A 14,774-nucleotide genomic window follows, 5' to 3' on the forward strand; every position below is an offset into this window, starting at 1 on the left:
AATGGCGACAAAAATTGGAATTTTGCAAACCGGTATTCTTGATGGATATCTGGGCGAAACTTATGGCCAGTATCCCCAGATGTTTCAGAACTTGCTGGCCTCGGAACCATTCGAGTACCAAATTTATGTAGTTGTGAACGGCGAATTCCCGAAAAGCCCGACGGAGTGCGATGGTTGGATCATCACCGGCTCCAAACATGGTGTTTATGAAGGACACGACTGGATAAAGCCGTTAGAAGAATTCTGCCGACAACTGGTGGCCAGCAATCGGCCGACGGTCGGCATTTGCTTTGGGCATCAAATACTGGCACAGGCCATGGGCGCGAAGGTCAGTAAATATGATGGCGGTTGGGGAGTTGGCCTAAACGAATACCTATTGAACGAAACGGGAGAAACGGTTCACCTTCTCGCTTTTCATCAAGACCAAGTCCTGGAACAGCCGGAGAACACGGAAATTCTCATGTCTTCAGATTTTTGTAAATTTGCCGGCTTGCGATATTCACCCACTTGTTATTCCATACAGCCGCATCCTGAACATACTATCCCCTTCATAACGGATCTCATAAAAATCCGCCGGGGAAAGGCATTGCCTGATGACATCGCCGATGACGCTCTGGCCAAACCTTATGAACCAAATGACCAGCTTCGGTTTGGCAACATGATGGCCGACCTGCTGGACGGTAAATTACTTCGTTAACTATCGCTGACTATTTTCTCGGCAGAAAACCACGCCCAGATTAATCCGACCGCGGTAAGCGCCGCGGCAACTGTGAATATTATAGCGTAGTTGCCCGTGAGGGCGAAAAGGACACCACCAATGGCGACGCTCACCGTGCCGCCGAGCAATTGTGAGGTCATCAAAATACCCCCCGCCTGTCCATGTTTTTCCGGTGGCACAGACGCCATAACGGGTCGGCGTCCGGCGATAAACAAAGCACAGTTGGTAATTCCCCAGGCTATGAACCCTGGGATGAGATAAACATAACTTGCCCCTGACATAAAATATCCGACCCACAGCATTCCGAAAACTGTGAGGATCAGACTGATCAGCAGAACCGGGCGGGCGCCAATGCGATCGACGAGCATGCCCGTTGGTGTGCCCGTTAAGGGCGCCATACCAACGGCGGCAAGAAGGATTACCCCTGTCATCAAGGGGCTCAAGTTTAGGATATCCTGCAAATATAATGCGCCAAAAATAACGATGCACATTTGATTAAACTGAGCGATAAAGATAACGAAGTTACAAACTGAAAAGGTCCCATTATTGAACAAATCAAGTTCCATTAAAGGGTTTGTCTTCCGGTTTTCAAGATGTACGAAAACCCAGATGACGCCGATACCGCCTAGTGCCATTCCGATTATCAATGGGCTTGTCCACCCCCAATCCGGACCTTGCATAAGTGCGAAGATGATCAACCCTAGCCCGCCAATAAGCGTCAAAAGACCCGGGTAATCAAATGCCGCTGTTTCTTCATTTTTTTCAAAATCCCGCCACGTACTTAGGACAATCACTGCAATCACAATCATAACCGGGATGTTAATCCAGAATATCCAGCGCCAGGAAAGAATGTCCGTGAAGAAACCGCCGACAAGCGGTCCGATACCTAAGAAAAAAGTACCGACGGCTCCATAAATACCGAGGGCCAAACCACGCTGCTCAGCCGGAAAAGTAATGGTGATCATTGCCAGCGAAATGGGAAAAATAATCGCCGCGCCAGCGCCTTGAAATATCCGGGCCGTCACCATCTCGGCGCCAGAATCTGAAAAACCACAGGCAAAAGATGCCGCGCCAAAAACGAGCATACTCAACGTAAAGAGATTTCTTATACCAAAGATATCGCCAAGTTTTCCGCCAACCGCTGCAAGCCCGGTGAACACAAGAAGATAGGCATTGATCACCCAATGAGAGAGTGAAACAGATAGGCCGAGATCCTTCCGAATGGTGGGCAATGCAACCCCAACAACAGTTTCGTCTAGCAGGATGAGGCCCATAACGCCTCCCATCGCACCGAGGATCCACCACTTACGACTATCGTCAGATATCATCATGCTTCCCGTTTGACGTTTTGTTACTCTTTTTTAAAACCAGACAGCCGTTCCTCGTCACCGCTCGCCCGACCCGGACTGTTGTCCCGTTCAAACTGAAGGCCGGCTTTGAGGCCAAATTCCTGCCCCTTGTTGAGCAGCATTTTGTCGGCCCTTAGCGTATGCCAGGAGTTTTCAACAATATCCCGGGCAAGCTGAAGGGCCGTTTCGGGTAAATCTTGATCCGGCACACATTTGTTCGCGAGGCCAATCTGAAAAGCTTCTGCACCGGAAACGATCCGCCCTGTAAACATCATTTCCTTGGCGCAGGGAATACCGACGCGACGGGGAAGGCGTTGGCTCATTCCCCATAACGGCGTAAGCGCCCATTTCCCATGGGTATCTGCAAACTTGGCCCCTTCTCCGCACACCAGCAAGTCACAGGCCAATGCCAACTCAAGCGCGCCTGTATAGCAATGTCCCGCAATCTCCCCGATAACCGGCTGCGGCAAATCTTCGATCATCTCAACCGTTTCCGCCTGAAAGGTCGGATGCGGCGCCACGTCGCCGGCCTGCATGGCTTTCAAATCATTCCCGGCAGAGAAGGATCGGCCGTTGCCGCGCAAAATGACACAACCGATAGAGTCGGATTGCTGTCCCAATGCGTCGATATGCGCGTGCAGTTCGACAAACAAAGAAGGGCTCAGCGCGTTGAGCGCCTCTGGCCTGTTGAGGCTGATGATCGCGATACCATCTTGATCTTTTCGCGTTACGAGATCCGTCATGAGGTTTTCTTCCTTCTTATTATTTGCACATCAGGATTTGGCTTGTGAACGACCACGTCGGCCCATAAGGCGTTCCCGATAGAATGTATAAACACCACTACCTACGATAATCAGACTACCAAAAATTGTCCACTGATCCGGGCTATCTCCAAACACGACATTTCCAAGAATAATAGCCCATAGAAGAATCGTATAACGAAACGGCGATGAAAAACTTATATCGCCAACCCGCATGGCCATAACACTAAACAGGTATCCGAATATGACGAATACCGCTGCCCCGGACAGCAGGCCCAATCCTTCCGCCGTTACCGGTTTCCATTCCATGGTAAAGGACAAGATGCCACCAACTAACAAAATGGCTATCGATGTCAATAATGACACAAATAAAGATGGAATGGCGGGCGAAAGCTGACGTGTCGCCAAATCACGCAATACGATGAAAAAGACAGCTGCAACCGCCCACAGGGAAAACTCGTTAAACCCATCAGATCCCGGGCGAACAATGATTAGCACTCCAATAAATCCGACAGCAATCGCCAGGTAACGTCGCCATCCGACGATTTCCTTCAGGAACAATGCTCCCGCTAATGTCACCGCCAACGGCAAGGCCTGCAATATTGCAGTCGCATTGGCGATCGGCATATTGAAGAGCGCTGTCAGGAAACAGACTGTTCCGCCAATCTCCCCTATTAGGCGAAGGATAAGTGTCTTCCTGTCTGCCTTTGGTATCCGGAACACAAAAGCTTTATTATAGGCCGTCAATGCCCCCAGCAGAACTGTGGTAAATATACCTCTGAGAAACATTGCCTGAAACATACTCAGATGCTCTGCGGCAAGCTTCATGGTCGTATCATTGAGGACGAAGGCGGCCATACTGATAGACATGTAAGCCGCGCCGCGCATATTGTCGGAAAGTTGAATTGTCATATGGCCATTAGTCTCGCAATCAGCGTGCAACTGCAAGCCCTATTCTTCTACCCAACATCGCCAAGGAATGTCGCAATAGCGCCACGAACTATATCACGCTTTTCAGACCAAGGGTTATGGCCGCAACCCGGTAAAAGAAGTTTGCGAAACGATCCGTCGACGGCGCTTTCAATTGCGTCAATTTGTGTGAGGGTTCCGTAATTATCTTCGAGCCCCTGTATTACAAAAACCGGAGCGGTTATGGGCGGTAAATAGCTCTCAATATTCCAATGACGAAACTCAGGATCGAGCCAGGCATCATTCCAACCCCTAAAAGCGATCTCCGTATTCATTCCATGGAATTTTTCTAACTTGGTTTTCAAATCGGCTTGGTCATAGGCACGCTTCGCAATGCGAATTCCCTGTACGGAGATGTCTTCGCAAAAGACATGTGGTGCCATGGCAATCACGGCGCGTGGTGCTGGCACCCTGTTCGATCCCGCATAGATCAGGGAAATAGACGCCCCATCTGAATGGCCAACCAGCGTAAAGTTCTCAATTTCGAAATGTGCCAGTATTTGAGGCAGCGTCACCGTTGCCTCTTGCTGCATATAATCGAGAGGGCGCGGTAAGTCGCACGGGTCCGAGCCCCCGTATCCCAACCGGCTATAAATCAAACCTGCGCAACCTGTCATCTGACAAAGTTGATCGGGAAAGTCTTTCCATAATGCCGCGCAGCCGAGGCCTTCATGCAAGAATATCAGAGTTGGACGGCTGGGATCAGAGGCGGCAATCAATCGATATTCAATCGCCGCCCCGGAAATATTTGCAATGTCCGTTTCAGTCGCTCCCGTCACGATTTCCGGATCATATTGACAATACCTGAGAAATCAGCGGCTTCGCCTTCGCCGGAAACATAGCCTTCATAAAGATCCATGGCCGCCTTACCAAGCGCAGTAGACGCTCCAAAACCTTCAGCAGCTTCCTGACTGAGATGTAGATCTTTCAACATATTCTGAGCCGAGAAGCCGGGCTTGTAATCGTTATTCGCCGGGCTGGTTGGCACCGGTCCCGGAACGGGACAATAACTTGTAAGAGACCAGCATTGACCGGACGCCGTAGAGACAATATCGAACATAGTCTGATGTTCAAGCCCGAGTTTCTCTGCCAGGACAAAGGCTTCACTGACACCGATCATGGAGATGCCGAGGATCATATTATTGCAGATTTTTGCTGCCTGACCATTTCCAGCCCCACCCGTATGAACAATATTCTGACCCATCGCCGATAGAATTGGCTGAGCCATGGTAAAGGCTGCACTTGCTCCGCCGACCATAAAGGTCAGCGAGCCCGCGGATGCACCGCCAACGCCGCCGCTCACCGGCGCATCGACCATATGCATTCCGGCAGCTGTCGCCGCCGCTGCGGCCTCACGCGCTGTCGCAACATCAATTGTTGAACAATCAATGAATAATGTATCCGAATCCGCCGCCGCTAATATCCCTCCGTCGCCAAGATACACAGCGCGAACATGATCGCCCTTTGGCAACATAGTAACCACCACGCCCACACCTGACGCAGCATCTGTCGCTGTCTCACAGGCTTCTGCACCTTCTGCAACACAGAGCGCAACTGCGTCTGCTGATAGATCAAAAACTTTTACGGAATGTCCGGCTTTTAGCAGGTTGAGCGCCATAGGCCCGCCCATATTACCGACCCCAACAAAACCAATTCTGGCCATTTTCAGTCTCCTTGCGATCCGGCTACGCTCTCACGCAGCCGGACGCCTGATTGAGGTGGATTATTTAAAAGTAGGAATGCTGAATTCAGCGCCCGCCTTGATGCTGTCAGGCCATCTGGACGTCACGGTTTTCACTTTCGTATAAAAGCGAACACCTTCTGGTCCATGCTGATTATGATCACCGAAAGCAGAGTTTTTCCAGCCACCAAAACTATGGAACGCTAACGGAACCGGGATCGGCACATTGACACCGACCATGCCGATTTCAACGTTATTGGAGAAAGCTCGCGCCACATCTCCGTTACGTGTGAAGATGGAGGTTCCATTTCCGAACTCATGCTTGTCAACCATTTCAACGGCTTCATTGAACGTTGGCGCCCGGACAACGGACAGGACAGGTCCGAAGATTTCTTCCTTATAGATCCGCATATCTGTTTGAACATTATCAAACAAACAACCACCCATGTAATACCCGTCTTCATAACCCTGGAGGCTGAGATCGCGGCCATCAACAACAAGGTCCGCGCCCTCCTCAATACCGAGATCCACATACCCTTTGACTTTCGCAAGATGATCGGCGGTTACAAGCGGGCCCATATCACCATCGGCCGCACTCGGGCCGATTTTCAACGCCCGGACTTTCGGGGCGAGTTTTTCCATCAGTTCATCTCCCGCGTCACCAACAGCGACGGCGACTGAAATCGCCATGCAACGTTCGCCTGCAGATCCGTACCCAGCACCGATAAGCGCGTCGACAGCTTTATCCATATCCGCATCTGGCATAACCAGCATATGATTCTTCGCGCCGCCCATGGCTTGTACGCGCTTGCCAGCTTCAGCAGCCCGCGCATAAACATATTTTGCAATGGGAGTTGATCCAACAAAGCTAACTGCTTTTACTCTTGGATCGTCAAGAATTGTATCGACGGCAAGTTTGTCGCCATTGATTACGTTGAGAACACCGGCCGGTGCGCCCGCTTCCAACATCAGTTCAGCCAGCCTCATCGGCAGAGAAGGATCTTTTTCAGATGGCTTCAGAACGAAACAGTTACCGCAAGCAATAGCCACAGCAAACATCCACATGGGAACCATCGCTGGGAAGTTAAACGGCGTAATACCCGCAACAACACCCAAAGGCTTCCGCATGGAATACATATCAATCCCGGAAGAAACATTGTCAGAGAATTCACCTTTCAACAGATGCGGAATACCGCAGGCAAACTCTACAACTTCCAAACCACGGATGATCGATCCTTTGGCGTCTGAATGAACCTTGCCATGTTCCCTCGAGAGCAGCGCGGCCAGATCTTCAATATTTTCTTCGATCAGTTGCTTGTAGCGAAACATCACACGAGCCCGCGTAATCGGCGACGTATTTGCCCATTCACTGGCGACAGCCTGGCTATTGGCGATGGTTGCTTCGACTTCCGCAGCTGTGGCCAGCGGCAGGTCCGCAATATGCTCACCAGTGCTCGGATTATACACCGGGCTAAACCGGCCAGAGGTTCCGGCGACATACTGCCCGCCAATATAATGTTTAAGTTGTTCTGTCATAGGTTCTGCTCCCAGAAATAAAATTATCTTATCCTCACTTTACATAGGTAAAAATGCAAAGTATCTAGATAAGAATGCACAATCCCTGTGCACAAATACACACCGGGAGAGACCTATCTTTGACTGGAATGATGTTCGTTTTTTCCTCGAGTTAAGCCGCAAAGGCCGCCTAACTGAAGTGGCGAAGGCGCTGAAGGTTGATCACACGACGGTCAGCCGCCGGGTTCTTGCCCTTGAGGAAAAACTCGATACGAAACTATTTGAAAGCACGTCACGCGGATTTGTTTTAACGCAGGCGGGCGAACGGTTATTGCCGCAAGCTGAAGCCATGGAAAGTGCATCAGCCAGCATTCAGGAAAACATCAGCGGTGAAAACAAAACACTTACCGGGACGGTGCGACTAGGTGTGCCGGAAGGTTTTGGCAGTCAATTTCTCGCAAAAGAACTAACAGCATTTCAATTGCTCCATCCGGAAATCGAACTAGAATTTGTCGCCAATGATCGTTTTGTCAGCTTATCGAAACGTGAGGCGGATCTTTCTATTACGCTTGCCCGTCCACAATCGGGACGTCTGGTTTCTCGCAAGCTGACTGATTATCGACTTCGATTATACGCGACAAAAGACTATTTAAAATCGCATTCGCCCATAAAATCCAAAGACGATTTGCAGGACCATAACTTCATCTCCTACATAGATGAACTCGTTCCTGACCCGCAACTTCTGTATCTGGAGGATGCCGTCGGAACCCCGACGGTTGGCTTAAAAAGCTCCAGCATCGTTTTTCAGTTTCAGGCAACCCTTGCCGGTGCGGGGGTCAGTATCCTTCATTGTTTCGTTGCGAATGAGTATCCTGAATTAGTTTGTTTACTACCGCATGAAATAGAAATTCAACGAACTTTTTGGCTGAACACACCGGAAGATATTCATGACCTGGCGCGCATCAAGGCAGTAAGCGAATTTTTGAGCGATGTCGTGCAACGTCAACGGAAAAAACTGATGGGAGAAAACTAGGACTATCGCCGACGCGCAACCAATGATACAATTTCCTTCATGATAAGATTATTCGGCATTGTGATTGACCTACGAATTATAAGCCCGGCTCGCTAAAGCTGGGCCGGAAAATCAGGTTGCGCCGCAACCCCTTCCTTACCTTTTCATTCTCATCACATTGAACCGGATATTCATAATGTCTTCCGCAACTGCTTTAAAATCACCTCTGCAAGAAAATTGCGCCCACTTTTCAGATAATCCTGTTTGTTTCACCATAACGGCAGAAATCGATCCATCAACGCTTCCCCGCATTCTTGAAAATTTTGCCCTTCGGAACCTTGTACCTCATAAGCTGCAATCAACCAGAATTGATGACTATCTGGCTGTATCTGTCTCGATTAGCGGATTGTCGGTTCAGGAAATTGCACATTTAGAACTACGCATTCAAAATATTCTTCCGGTCCAAACAGTGAATATTGATCACCGTTGAGAAAAACGATACACCGGGTCTGCAAGCAGCTAAAATTGTAGACAGTATGTACTTGCATTTTTTGTTTGAGTGAGCATGCTGATGATAGTTCGACCTAGATCGAAGCAATAAATCAACAATAGCAGCTAATCTGTTTGGCATACTTCGTCGTCAAAAACGGGACAAATCTTATCGCAGATACAACACTAAACCGCATGCGGGAGTATTCCCTTCTAGGCCTTCTTGCACTGTTATGGGGATCTTCGTATTTATTTATCCGCGTCGGCCTGGAAACGATTCCACCGACGACACTGGTGACAATGCGCGTCGGCATCGCGGCGATTATTCTGCTTCTGGTGATCCGAATACAGGGCCATTCTTTACCCAAAGATTCTGCCACATGGAAAAATCTGGTTATTCAGGCATTTTTTAATAGCTTTGGGGCTTGGGTTCTTCTTGCTTGGGGTCAACAATATGTAGAAAGCGGATTGGCCGGTGTCCTTAATTCAACGTCTCCAATATTTGTATTCTTCCTTACGTGGGTTATTACGCGGCATGAGGCTGTTTCCTTTCGTAAAGCCCTCGGCGCGTTTATCGGGCTTGGGGGTGTAATACTGATAATTGGTGTCGACGCACTGCAAAGTCTCGGGCAGCAGGTATTCGCTCAGTTGGCAATTCTTCTCAGTGCGGTGTTTTATGGATACGCCGCAATCTTTGGCAGACGATTTAGCCACTTACCACCAACTGTGACCGCAGCGGGCGTCATGCTGTCGGCATCAGTTGTGCTCATTCCTGCAAGTTTGATTATTGATAAACCCTGGGCCCTATCGCCGTCGCTGTTATCTGTTGCTGCCGTGACGGCGCTCGGTATCTTCGGGACGGCAGTAGCGCTACTGCTCTATTTTCGTCTTATACATACGCTAGGATCTTTAGGGACAGCCAGCCAAGCTTACCTCCGTATGGGCGTCAGTGTGATGCTTGGAATTGTCTTTTTAGGGGAAGAATTCTCACTGGTAGTCGGCATTGGATTATTGACAGCATTTCTGGGAGTGGCCCTGATTAATTTACCTGGAAAATCCAAATAAGCTTTCAAACTATGCCAATCGTTTTCGCGCTTCTTCCAGATCTTCTGGCCGGTTAATATTAAAAAACGGATCGCCTTCATGATCCTCCCAGACGACATTTACCCGGTTATAGCGATCTGCAAATACCAGTATTTTTCGCAAATTTTCGTCGACCAAAGCCGATCGTAAATCTGCAGCCAAAGACAAAGGCCATAAGGCGACAACCGGGTGAACGCGTCCAACAGATTCCGCCATCACGATGGTCCTTTCCGGCAGATCACCGAGACCAGTCCGCAGACGTAAAACCAAATCCTTTGGAATAAACGGCGCATCGGTTGGCACACTCAGCATATGACTTGCTTCGCTCCCTTTATCACTATAATATTCTAAACCGGTTAAAATACCAGATAGCGGACCGACAAATCCATCAACAGAATCTTTAACAGTTGGAATAATAATACTTTCAATATCTTCGGTATCAATATTAATGTTTAAAATTACATCTGATACCTGCGGCGTCACGGTCGAAATGATACGAGAGAGCAGCGTTTGACCGCTGATCTCCTGGAGGAATTTTGATCCTCCTCCCATGCGCCGAGACTGCCCTCCAGCCAACAATACGGCAGGGAAAACTTGCTCTGGGGTCGTCATTGCGCTGCCTTTCGTTGATATTTAGTGCGCTCTTCCGGCACGCCATCTGGATCCGCATCAAACCTCAACCGTTCTTCGCCCGCGAAACAGATAAACCTTTTTCCTTTGGCGCGCCCAATAAGGGTCAAGCTGGCCTGCCGCGCCAGATCGACACCCCAGGCGGTAAAGCCGGAACGCGAAATCACAATCGGAATTTGCATTTGCACTGTTTTAATCACCATCTCCGATGTCAGCCGGCCTGTGGTATAGAAAATCTTATCCTTGGATGAAATGCCCTGACGCCACATATAACCGGCTATCTTATCAATGGCGTTATGCCGCCCCACATCTTCCATATAGACAAGCGGTTTGTTACCTTCGCACAGAACACAGCCATGAATAGCGCCTGTCTCCAAATACAGAGAGGGCTGCTGGTTAATCTTACGCGACAACTCATAAATCCAGGATGTGTTGAGAACAGCCTCGGGGTCAAGGGTAATGTTTTCGAACTTTTCCATAACATCACCGAACACAGTACCCTGCGCACAGCCTGAGGTTTGGGTCTTTTTCTTGAGTTTATCTTCGAAATCTGTTTCGCGTTGCGTCCGCACCACAACCACACCTAAATCGTCATCATAATCGATTCCAATAATATGATCATCGTGGTCTAACATATTTTGATTGAGTAAATAGCCGAGCGCAAGAAAGTCCGGATAATCACCAATAGTCATCATGGTCACTATTTCCTGTTTATTTAAAAACAGAGTCAGCGGTCTTTCAACCACGACCGGCAAGGATACAGATGCCCCGGTATGATCTACACCGGTCAGCGTCTCGCTTAAATCCTCGGCCTTGGGATCTGGTGATATGGTGAATTCTTTCATAACCCTATAATGGGAGGATATTTGGCGCTGTAAAGACCGAGTTCGCTTTCTCCATATTATTTTTAGTATTTGACCTCAAAGTGGTGACAGATGGAAATATTTCGATATTGTACAGCGCATCATTCAGATCGGAATTTTGAGGACCGACATTATGGATCTAGACCGCCCCGCACTGACGCAGGAAATTACGCATTTGGCGCGACTGGCAGGAGCCAAAATTCTGACCATCTATAATCAGGATTTCGATGTTAGAACCAAGTCCGACGCCTCACCTGTAACCGAAGCGGACGTCGCCGCAGAAAAAATTATCCTTGATGGTTTGCGAGCATTGACGCCTGATATTCCAATTCTCGCGGAGGAAAGTGCGGCAGCCGGCGATATTCCCGATTTGTCCGGCGGCGTTTTCTGGTTGGTTGATCCTCTCGATGGCACGAAGGAATTCGTCCATAAACGCGGCGAATTTACAGTCAATATAGCACTGGTCGAGCACGGGAAGCCAACCATGGGCGTTATCCATATTCCGGCAAAAAATACGTCCTATTTTGCTGAAGGTCCGGGAAAGGTCTGGAGACAAGACGGCTCCGGTCCAGCCAAAGAAATCTCAACACGCCGGGCACCTGAAGTAGGACTTACTGTTGTCGCCAGTCGGTCCCACCGGACGCCGGAAACAGATGCCTATATCGAAAAGTTTGAAGTAGCGGAACTTATCTCCGCTGGCTCTTCGTTGAAACTATGTCTTGTTGCAGAAGGTGCCGCCGATCTTTATCCGCGGTTTGGCCGCACAATGGAATGGGACATTGGTGCCGGTCAGGCCATACTGGAGGCTGCCGGGGGCCGCGTTGAAACCGTAGATGGCGCGCCTTTGCTTTACGGCAAAGACGGCCACGACAACCCTTATTTTATAGCAAAAGGCCGATCATAGGCGAGGTCAGGCGTTGACGTCGATAACAACCCGGCCTTTGATTTGGCCTTTGAGGATCTGTTCAGCAAGAGCTGGTAAATTGCTCATGGGTTCCACAGTGATCATGTCGTCAAAAATGGATTTGTCTAAGTCCTGAGCTAACCGGGCCCAGGCTTCCTTACGAATTTCCTTTGACGCCATAACACTATCTATACCGATTAGGGAAACGCCCCGTAAAATAAAAGGCAGTACCGATGTTGGCAGGTCCGTGCCCGCTGCCAAGCCAACGGCAGCGACAGCGCCGCCATAATTCATCTGGGCGATGACCGACGCAAGAATGCTGCTGCCGACACAGTCGATGGCGCCAGCCCAACGTTCCTTGTCAAACGGACGTCCCTTGCCCATGGTTTCTTCACGGCTGATCACCGAAGATGCGCCTAGTTTCTTTAAATAAGCATGGGTTTCTTCGCGTCCACTCGAGGCGACGACCGTATACCCAAGTTTCGCCAAAAGAGCGATCGCAACGGAGCCAACACCACCGGCGGCACCTGTTACCAGGACTTCCCCTTTGTCCGGCGTTATTCCTGCTTTCTCCAGCGCTAACACACACAGCATCGACGTATAACCGGCTGTTCCAATGGCCATGGCTTCCTGCATAGAAAATCCGTCGGGCAATTTAATCAACCAGTCAGATTTCAGTTTTTGTTTCTGGCTATAACCGCCCCAATGTAATTCTGATAAACCAAATCCATTGACCACAACCTTGTCGCCAGGCTTAAACTCATCGGACGCACTTTCCAGCACTGTTCCAGCCAAATCAACACCGCCGACCATTGGCAGCCGTCTGGCAATTCCCTTGCCCGATACAGCCAGGCCATCTTTATAGTTCAATGTGGAATAGGAAACTTCCACAAGCACATCATTGTCTGGTAAATCGGCGACTGTCAGATCCTTGATGGAGGCTTTCTGCTTACCATCTTTGTCTTCAATGACCATGGCTTTGAACGTATCACTCATGAAAATATTCCTGTTTTTGATTATTCGATTTGGCCCCTTATAAACCGATAAATGGCCCGCGCGAAACACAAAAACGCGAGAAACAATTGATTGTTAATCATTATAATCTAATGTTTAGAGGTAAGGTGTTTTCAATACCTTCGAGTCGCGTAACCAGAAATGGAGATTATGTATGCAGGAAATGGAGAAAAAACTTAGTGGATTTGTTCTGACAACAGCCGAAATTCTATATCATCTGCCGGACTATCCAGAACTGTTACAAACCTACATCTGGCAGGAATATGATCAGGCCCCATCCTACCCCACCTTAAAGAAATTCCTGGATTTCTGGGAAGCAAAACTTGATGGACGTCTACATTCGGTCCGTGTTGCTTCCAACAAGCTTATTTACCCAAATGAATTTCGTTTTACCGACGTCGAATATCAGGTGCATTGACGACCAAAACATTCGTTAGGCCCTAACAAGTTAGGCGTGGATTCAATACCGTAGGATTGCTAAGCTAAAGTATGAAAAGAATTACGATCCACAGCTCGCCTTTCCATGGGTGACATTCCATTACCGAAGCTCGCACGCTTGAAGCCTGCTACAACACCGCGAATTAATCCACTGCCTGAATATCTCGCAAAAAATCGCCTGCACACAATTTATGAAGATACAAAATCTGTTCTCCAGGTGCCCTGGATGGGGGTTGTGACAATGGCGTTTGCGCATTACCAAGAATTTTATGACGCATTGTGGGGCGGGCTGCGAGAGCTGGCCGGCAGCGCCGAGTTCGTCACCGCTTGCAGAGCCCTCCGGTCTTATACTGAACAGCGCGTGGACATCCTGGCGCCTGCGCAAATTACGGGCGACCTCAATGCTATCGGATACTCCGACAGGGAAATCAATGAAATTCGTGAACAAATCGAGATATTCTCTCACGGAAATATGCCTTATGTTTTGATCTCCACTGCTGCACGTCTGTTGCTCGAAGGTGTTCCATTATCCTCGAAAACAAATGTCGCACCGTTTAAAGGCCACCATGGTCCCTCAACGGCAAACCGACTGACGCTGATCGAAGCGCACCACGCGGATGCCCCCACCATATCTGTTTACGAAGACATCAAATCGACCCTGGGATTGCCCTTTGTAAATACGGATTATCGAGCACTTGCCCGCTGGCCAAGTTACTTTCAACCCGCGTGGGGCAACGCGAAACAGCATATCCAGACAGCCGCTTATGAAGAAGCCGTCACCTCTGTTCATGAATTTGCCGTCAATCTAGTACTTTCCTTGCCCAATCCAGCAAACCTCTCTCCGGAAACGTTAAAAGCAGCGGCCAATAAGGACGCGACAGAACAAGAAGTGCTAGAGGTTGTTCGCCTCTTCCAATGGTTACTGCCCGGACTGGTGACCAATATCGCCTTGATGCGACACCAGCTCAAGCTATGATAAGTCAACAACAAATACTCAAAGGGCTTCCTTATGCAGCTAGGTAAACTTGACCATGTGAATATTCGGACGGCAAATCTCGACGAGATGGTCGCGTGGTACGAAGATATACTGGGCATGACATCTGGAAAACGGCCGCCGTTCCAGTTTCCTGGAGCCTGGATGTATATCGGTGATATCGCGCCGGTTCATCTTATTGGCGTCGACGAAACGCCCGACCATGACACTCTCCAGATCGAACATTTTTCTTTTTCCGCCCAAGGACTAGCCGGCTTTATCGAAAAACTTGAGGCATGGGGTGTCGACTATGAATTGGGGCGTGTCCCCGAATTCGAGATCCTGCAAGTCAATGTTTTCGATTATGACGGCAAC

At 49.1% G+C, this 14,774-nt stretch carries 17 protein-coding genes; 8 read left to right on the forward strand and 9 right to left on the reverse strand.

What is annotated here, in order from left to right; translation table 11 throughout:
• Position 1 precedes the first annotated feature (1 nt).
• Positions 2 to 697: a type 1 glutamine amidotransferase gene (locus V7723_RS17260; RefSeq protein WP_335685742.1), complete on the forward strand. Its 696-nt coding sequence runs from the start codon at positions 2 to 4 to the stop codon at positions 695 to 697.
• Here the strand turns inward: V7723_RS17260 and V7723_RS17265 are convergent.
• From V7723_RS17265 to V7723_RS17290, 6 genes are read right to left on the reverse strand one after another with little or no spacing between them, the layout of a single operon-like run.
• A complete protein-coding gene (locus tag V7723_RS17265) occupies positions 694 to 2,046 on the reverse strand; it encodes an MFS transporter (protein ID WP_335685743.1) in 1,353 nt (450 codons plus the stop codon). The genes V7723_RS17260 and V7723_RS17265 overlap by 4 nt on opposite strands.
• A 23-nt stretch (positions 2,047 to 2,069) precedes the next feature.
• Complete coding sequence (locus V7723_RS17270) at positions 2,070 to 2,810, reverse strand: enoyl-CoA hydratase/isomerase family protein (protein ID WP_335685744.1); 741 nt, start codon at positions 2,808 to 2,810, stop codon at positions 2,070 to 2,072.
• 30 nt (positions 2,811 to 2,840) lie between these two features.
• Positions 2,841 to 3,740: a DMT family transporter gene (locus tag V7723_RS17275; RefSeq protein ID WP_335685745.1), complete on the reverse strand. Its 900-nt coding sequence runs from the start codon at positions 3,738 to 3,740 to the stop codon at positions 2,841 to 2,843.
• A 47-nt stretch (positions 3,741 to 3,787) separates the two neighbouring features.
• Complete coding sequence (locus V7723_RS17280; RefSeq protein ID WP_335685746.1) at positions 3,788 to 4,576, reverse strand: alpha/beta fold hydrolase; 789 nt, start codon at positions 4,574 to 4,576, stop codon at positions 3,788 to 3,790.
• Positions 4,573 to 5,460, reverse strand: coding sequence for a 3-hydroxyisobutyrate dehydrogenase (gene mmsB, locus V7723_RS17285; RefSeq protein ID WP_335685747.1), 888 nt, complete (start codon positions 5,458 to 5,460; stop codon positions 4,573 to 4,575). Before mmsB ends, V7723_RS17280 begins: the two co-directional genes overlap by 4 nt.
• Before the next feature lie 60 nt (positions 5,461 to 5,520).
• Complete coding sequence (locus V7723_RS17290; RefSeq protein ID WP_335685748.1) at positions 5,521 to 7,014, reverse strand: CoA-acylating methylmalonate-semialdehyde dehydrogenase; 1,494 nt, start codon at positions 7,012 to 7,014, stop codon at positions 5,521 to 5,523.
• Positions 7,015 to 7,129: 115 nt separating this feature from the next.
• Here V7723_RS17290 and V7723_RS17295 point away from each other — a divergent pair, with 115 nt between their 5' ends.
• The 3 genes from V7723_RS17295 (at position 7,130) to V7723_RS17305 (ending at position 9,559) form a co-directional block, all read left to right on the forward strand.
• Complete coding sequence (locus tag V7723_RS17295; RefSeq protein WP_335685758.1) at positions 7,130 to 8,026, forward strand: LysR family transcriptional regulator; 897 nt, start codon at positions 7,130 to 7,132, stop codon at positions 8,024 to 8,026.
• A 175-nt stretch (positions 8,027 to 8,201) separates the two neighbouring features.
• Complete coding sequence (locus V7723_RS17300) at positions 8,202 to 8,495, forward strand: hypothetical protein (RefSeq protein WP_335685749.1); 294 nt, start codon at positions 8,202 to 8,204, stop codon at positions 8,493 to 8,495.
• A 134-nt stretch (positions 8,496 to 8,629) separates the two neighbouring features.
• Positions 8,630 to 9,559 carry a DMT family transporter gene (locus tag V7723_RS17305; RefSeq protein ID WP_335685750.1) on the forward strand — a complete coding sequence of 310 codons (930 nt, stop codon included), beginning with the start codon at positions 8,630 to 8,632 and terminating at the stop codon, positions 9,557 to 9,559.
• A gap of 9 nt (positions 9,560 to 9,568) precedes the next feature.
• Here V7723_RS17305 and mobA read toward each other — a convergent pair whose 3' ends face one another.
• Together mobA and V7723_RS17315 are read right to left on the reverse strand one after the other, a co-directional pair.
• On the reverse strand, positions 9,569 to 10,189 hold the full coding sequence (gene mobA, locus V7723_RS17310; RefSeq protein WP_335685751.1) for a molybdenum cofactor guanylyltransferase MobA: 621 nt from the start codon (positions 10,187 to 10,189) through the stop codon (positions 9,569 to 9,571).
• Positions 10,186 to 11,052 carry a formate dehydrogenase accessory sulfurtransferase FdhD gene (locus V7723_RS17315; protein ID WP_335685752.1) on the reverse strand — a complete coding sequence of 289 codons (867 nt, stop codon included), beginning with the start codon at positions 11,050 to 11,052 and terminating at the stop codon, positions 10,186 to 10,188. The genes mobA and V7723_RS17315 overlap by 4 nt, the downstream gene beginning before the upstream one ends.
• Positions 11,053 to 11,203: 151 nt before the next feature.
• On the opposite strand from V7723_RS17315, the gene cysQ reads away from it, so the two are divergent.
• On the forward strand, positions 11,204 to 11,974 hold the full coding sequence (gene cysQ, locus V7723_RS17320) for a 3'(2'),5'-bisphosphate nucleotidase CysQ (RefSeq protein ID WP_335685753.1): 771 nt from the start codon (positions 11,204 to 11,206) through the stop codon (positions 11,972 to 11,974).
• A gap of 6 nt (positions 11,975 to 11,980) precedes the next feature.
• Here cysQ and acuI read toward each other — a convergent pair whose 3' ends face one another.
• Positions 11,981 to 12,970: an acrylyl-CoA reductase (NADPH) gene (gene acuI / locus V7723_RS17325; protein WP_335685754.1), complete on the reverse strand. Its 990-nt coding sequence runs from the start codon at positions 12,968 to 12,970 to the stop codon at positions 11,981 to 11,983.
• A 172-nt stretch (positions 12,971 to 13,142) separates the two neighbouring features.
• On the opposite strand from acuI, the gene V7723_RS17330 reads away from it, so the two are divergent.
• From V7723_RS17330 to V7723_RS17340, 3 genes are all read left to right on the forward strand, one after another.
• Complete coding sequence (locus V7723_RS17330; protein WP_335685755.1) at positions 13,143 to 13,406, forward strand: usg protein; 264 nt, start codon at positions 13,143 to 13,145, stop codon at positions 13,404 to 13,406.
• A 105-nt stretch (positions 13,407 to 13,511) separates the two neighbouring features.
• Positions 13,512 to 14,402, forward strand: coding sequence for a halocarboxylic acid dehydrogenase DehI family protein (locus V7723_RS17335; RefSeq protein WP_335685756.1), 891 nt, complete (start codon positions 13,512 to 13,514; stop codon positions 14,400 to 14,402).
• A gap of 33 nt (positions 14,403 to 14,435) precedes the next feature.
• On the forward strand, positions 14,436 to 14,774 hold a 339-nt coding region (locus tag V7723_RS17340), incomplete at its 3' end, for a VOC family protein (RefSeq protein WP_335685757.1).

The organism is Sneathiella sp. (assembly GCF_036960985.1).
Classification (GTDB): domain Bacteria; phylum Pseudomonadota; class Alphaproteobacteria; order Sneathiellales; family Sneathiellaceae; genus Sneathiella.

Excerpts from the sequence above, each read along its gene's own strand:
- V7723_RS17275 (WP_335685745.1), bottom strand. The coding sequence starts at position 3,740 with ATGACAATTCAACTTTCCGACAATATGCGCGGCGCGGCTTACATGTCT.
- mmsB (WP_335685747.1), bottom strand. The coding sequence starts at position 5,460 with ATGGCCAGAATTGGTTTTGTTGGGGTCGGTAATATGGGCGGGCCTATG.
- V7723_RS17315 (WP_335685752.1), bottom strand. The coding sequence starts at position 11,052 with ATGAAAGAATTCACCATATCACCAGATCCCAAGGCCGAGGATTTAAGC.
- V7723_RS17330 (WP_335685755.1), top strand. The coding sequence starts at position 13,143 with ATGCAGGAAATGGAGAAAAAACTTAGTGGATTTGTTCTGACAACAGCC.
- V7723_RS17270 (WP_335685744.1), bottom strand. The coding sequence starts at position 2,810 with ATGACGGATCTCGTAACGCGAAAAGATCAAGATGGTATCGCGATCATC.
- V7723_RS17265 (WP_335685743.1), bottom strand. The coding sequence starts at position 2,046 with ATGATATCTGACGATAGTCGTAAGTGGTGGATCCTCGGTGCGATGGGA.
- V7723_RS17260 (WP_335685742.1), top strand. The coding sequence starts at position 2 with ATGGCGACAAAAATTGGAATTTTGCAAACCGGTATTCTTGATGGATAT.
- V7723_RS17335 (WP_335685756.1), top strand. The coding sequence starts at position 13,512 with ATGGGTGACATTCCATTACCGAAGCTCGCACGCTTGAAGCCTGCTACA.
- V7723_RS17300 (WP_335685749.1), top strand. The coding sequence starts at position 8,202 with ATGTCTTCCGCAACTGCTTTAAAATCACCTCTGCAAGAAAATTGCGCC.
- cysQ (WP_335685753.1), top strand. The coding sequence starts at position 11,204 with ATGGATCTAGACCGCCCCGCACTGACGCAGGAAATTACGCATTTGGCG.
- V7723_RS17290 (WP_335685748.1), bottom strand. The coding sequence starts at position 7,014 with ATGACAGAACAACTTAAACATTATATTGGCGGGCAGTATGTCGCCGGA.
- acuI (WP_335685754.1), bottom strand. The coding sequence starts at position 12,970 with ATGAGTGATACGTTCAAAGCCATGGTCATTGAAGACAAAGATGGTAAG.
- mobA (WP_335685751.1), bottom strand. The coding sequence starts at position 10,189 with ATGACGACCCCAGAGCAAGTTTTCCCTGCCGTATTGTTGGCTGGAGGG.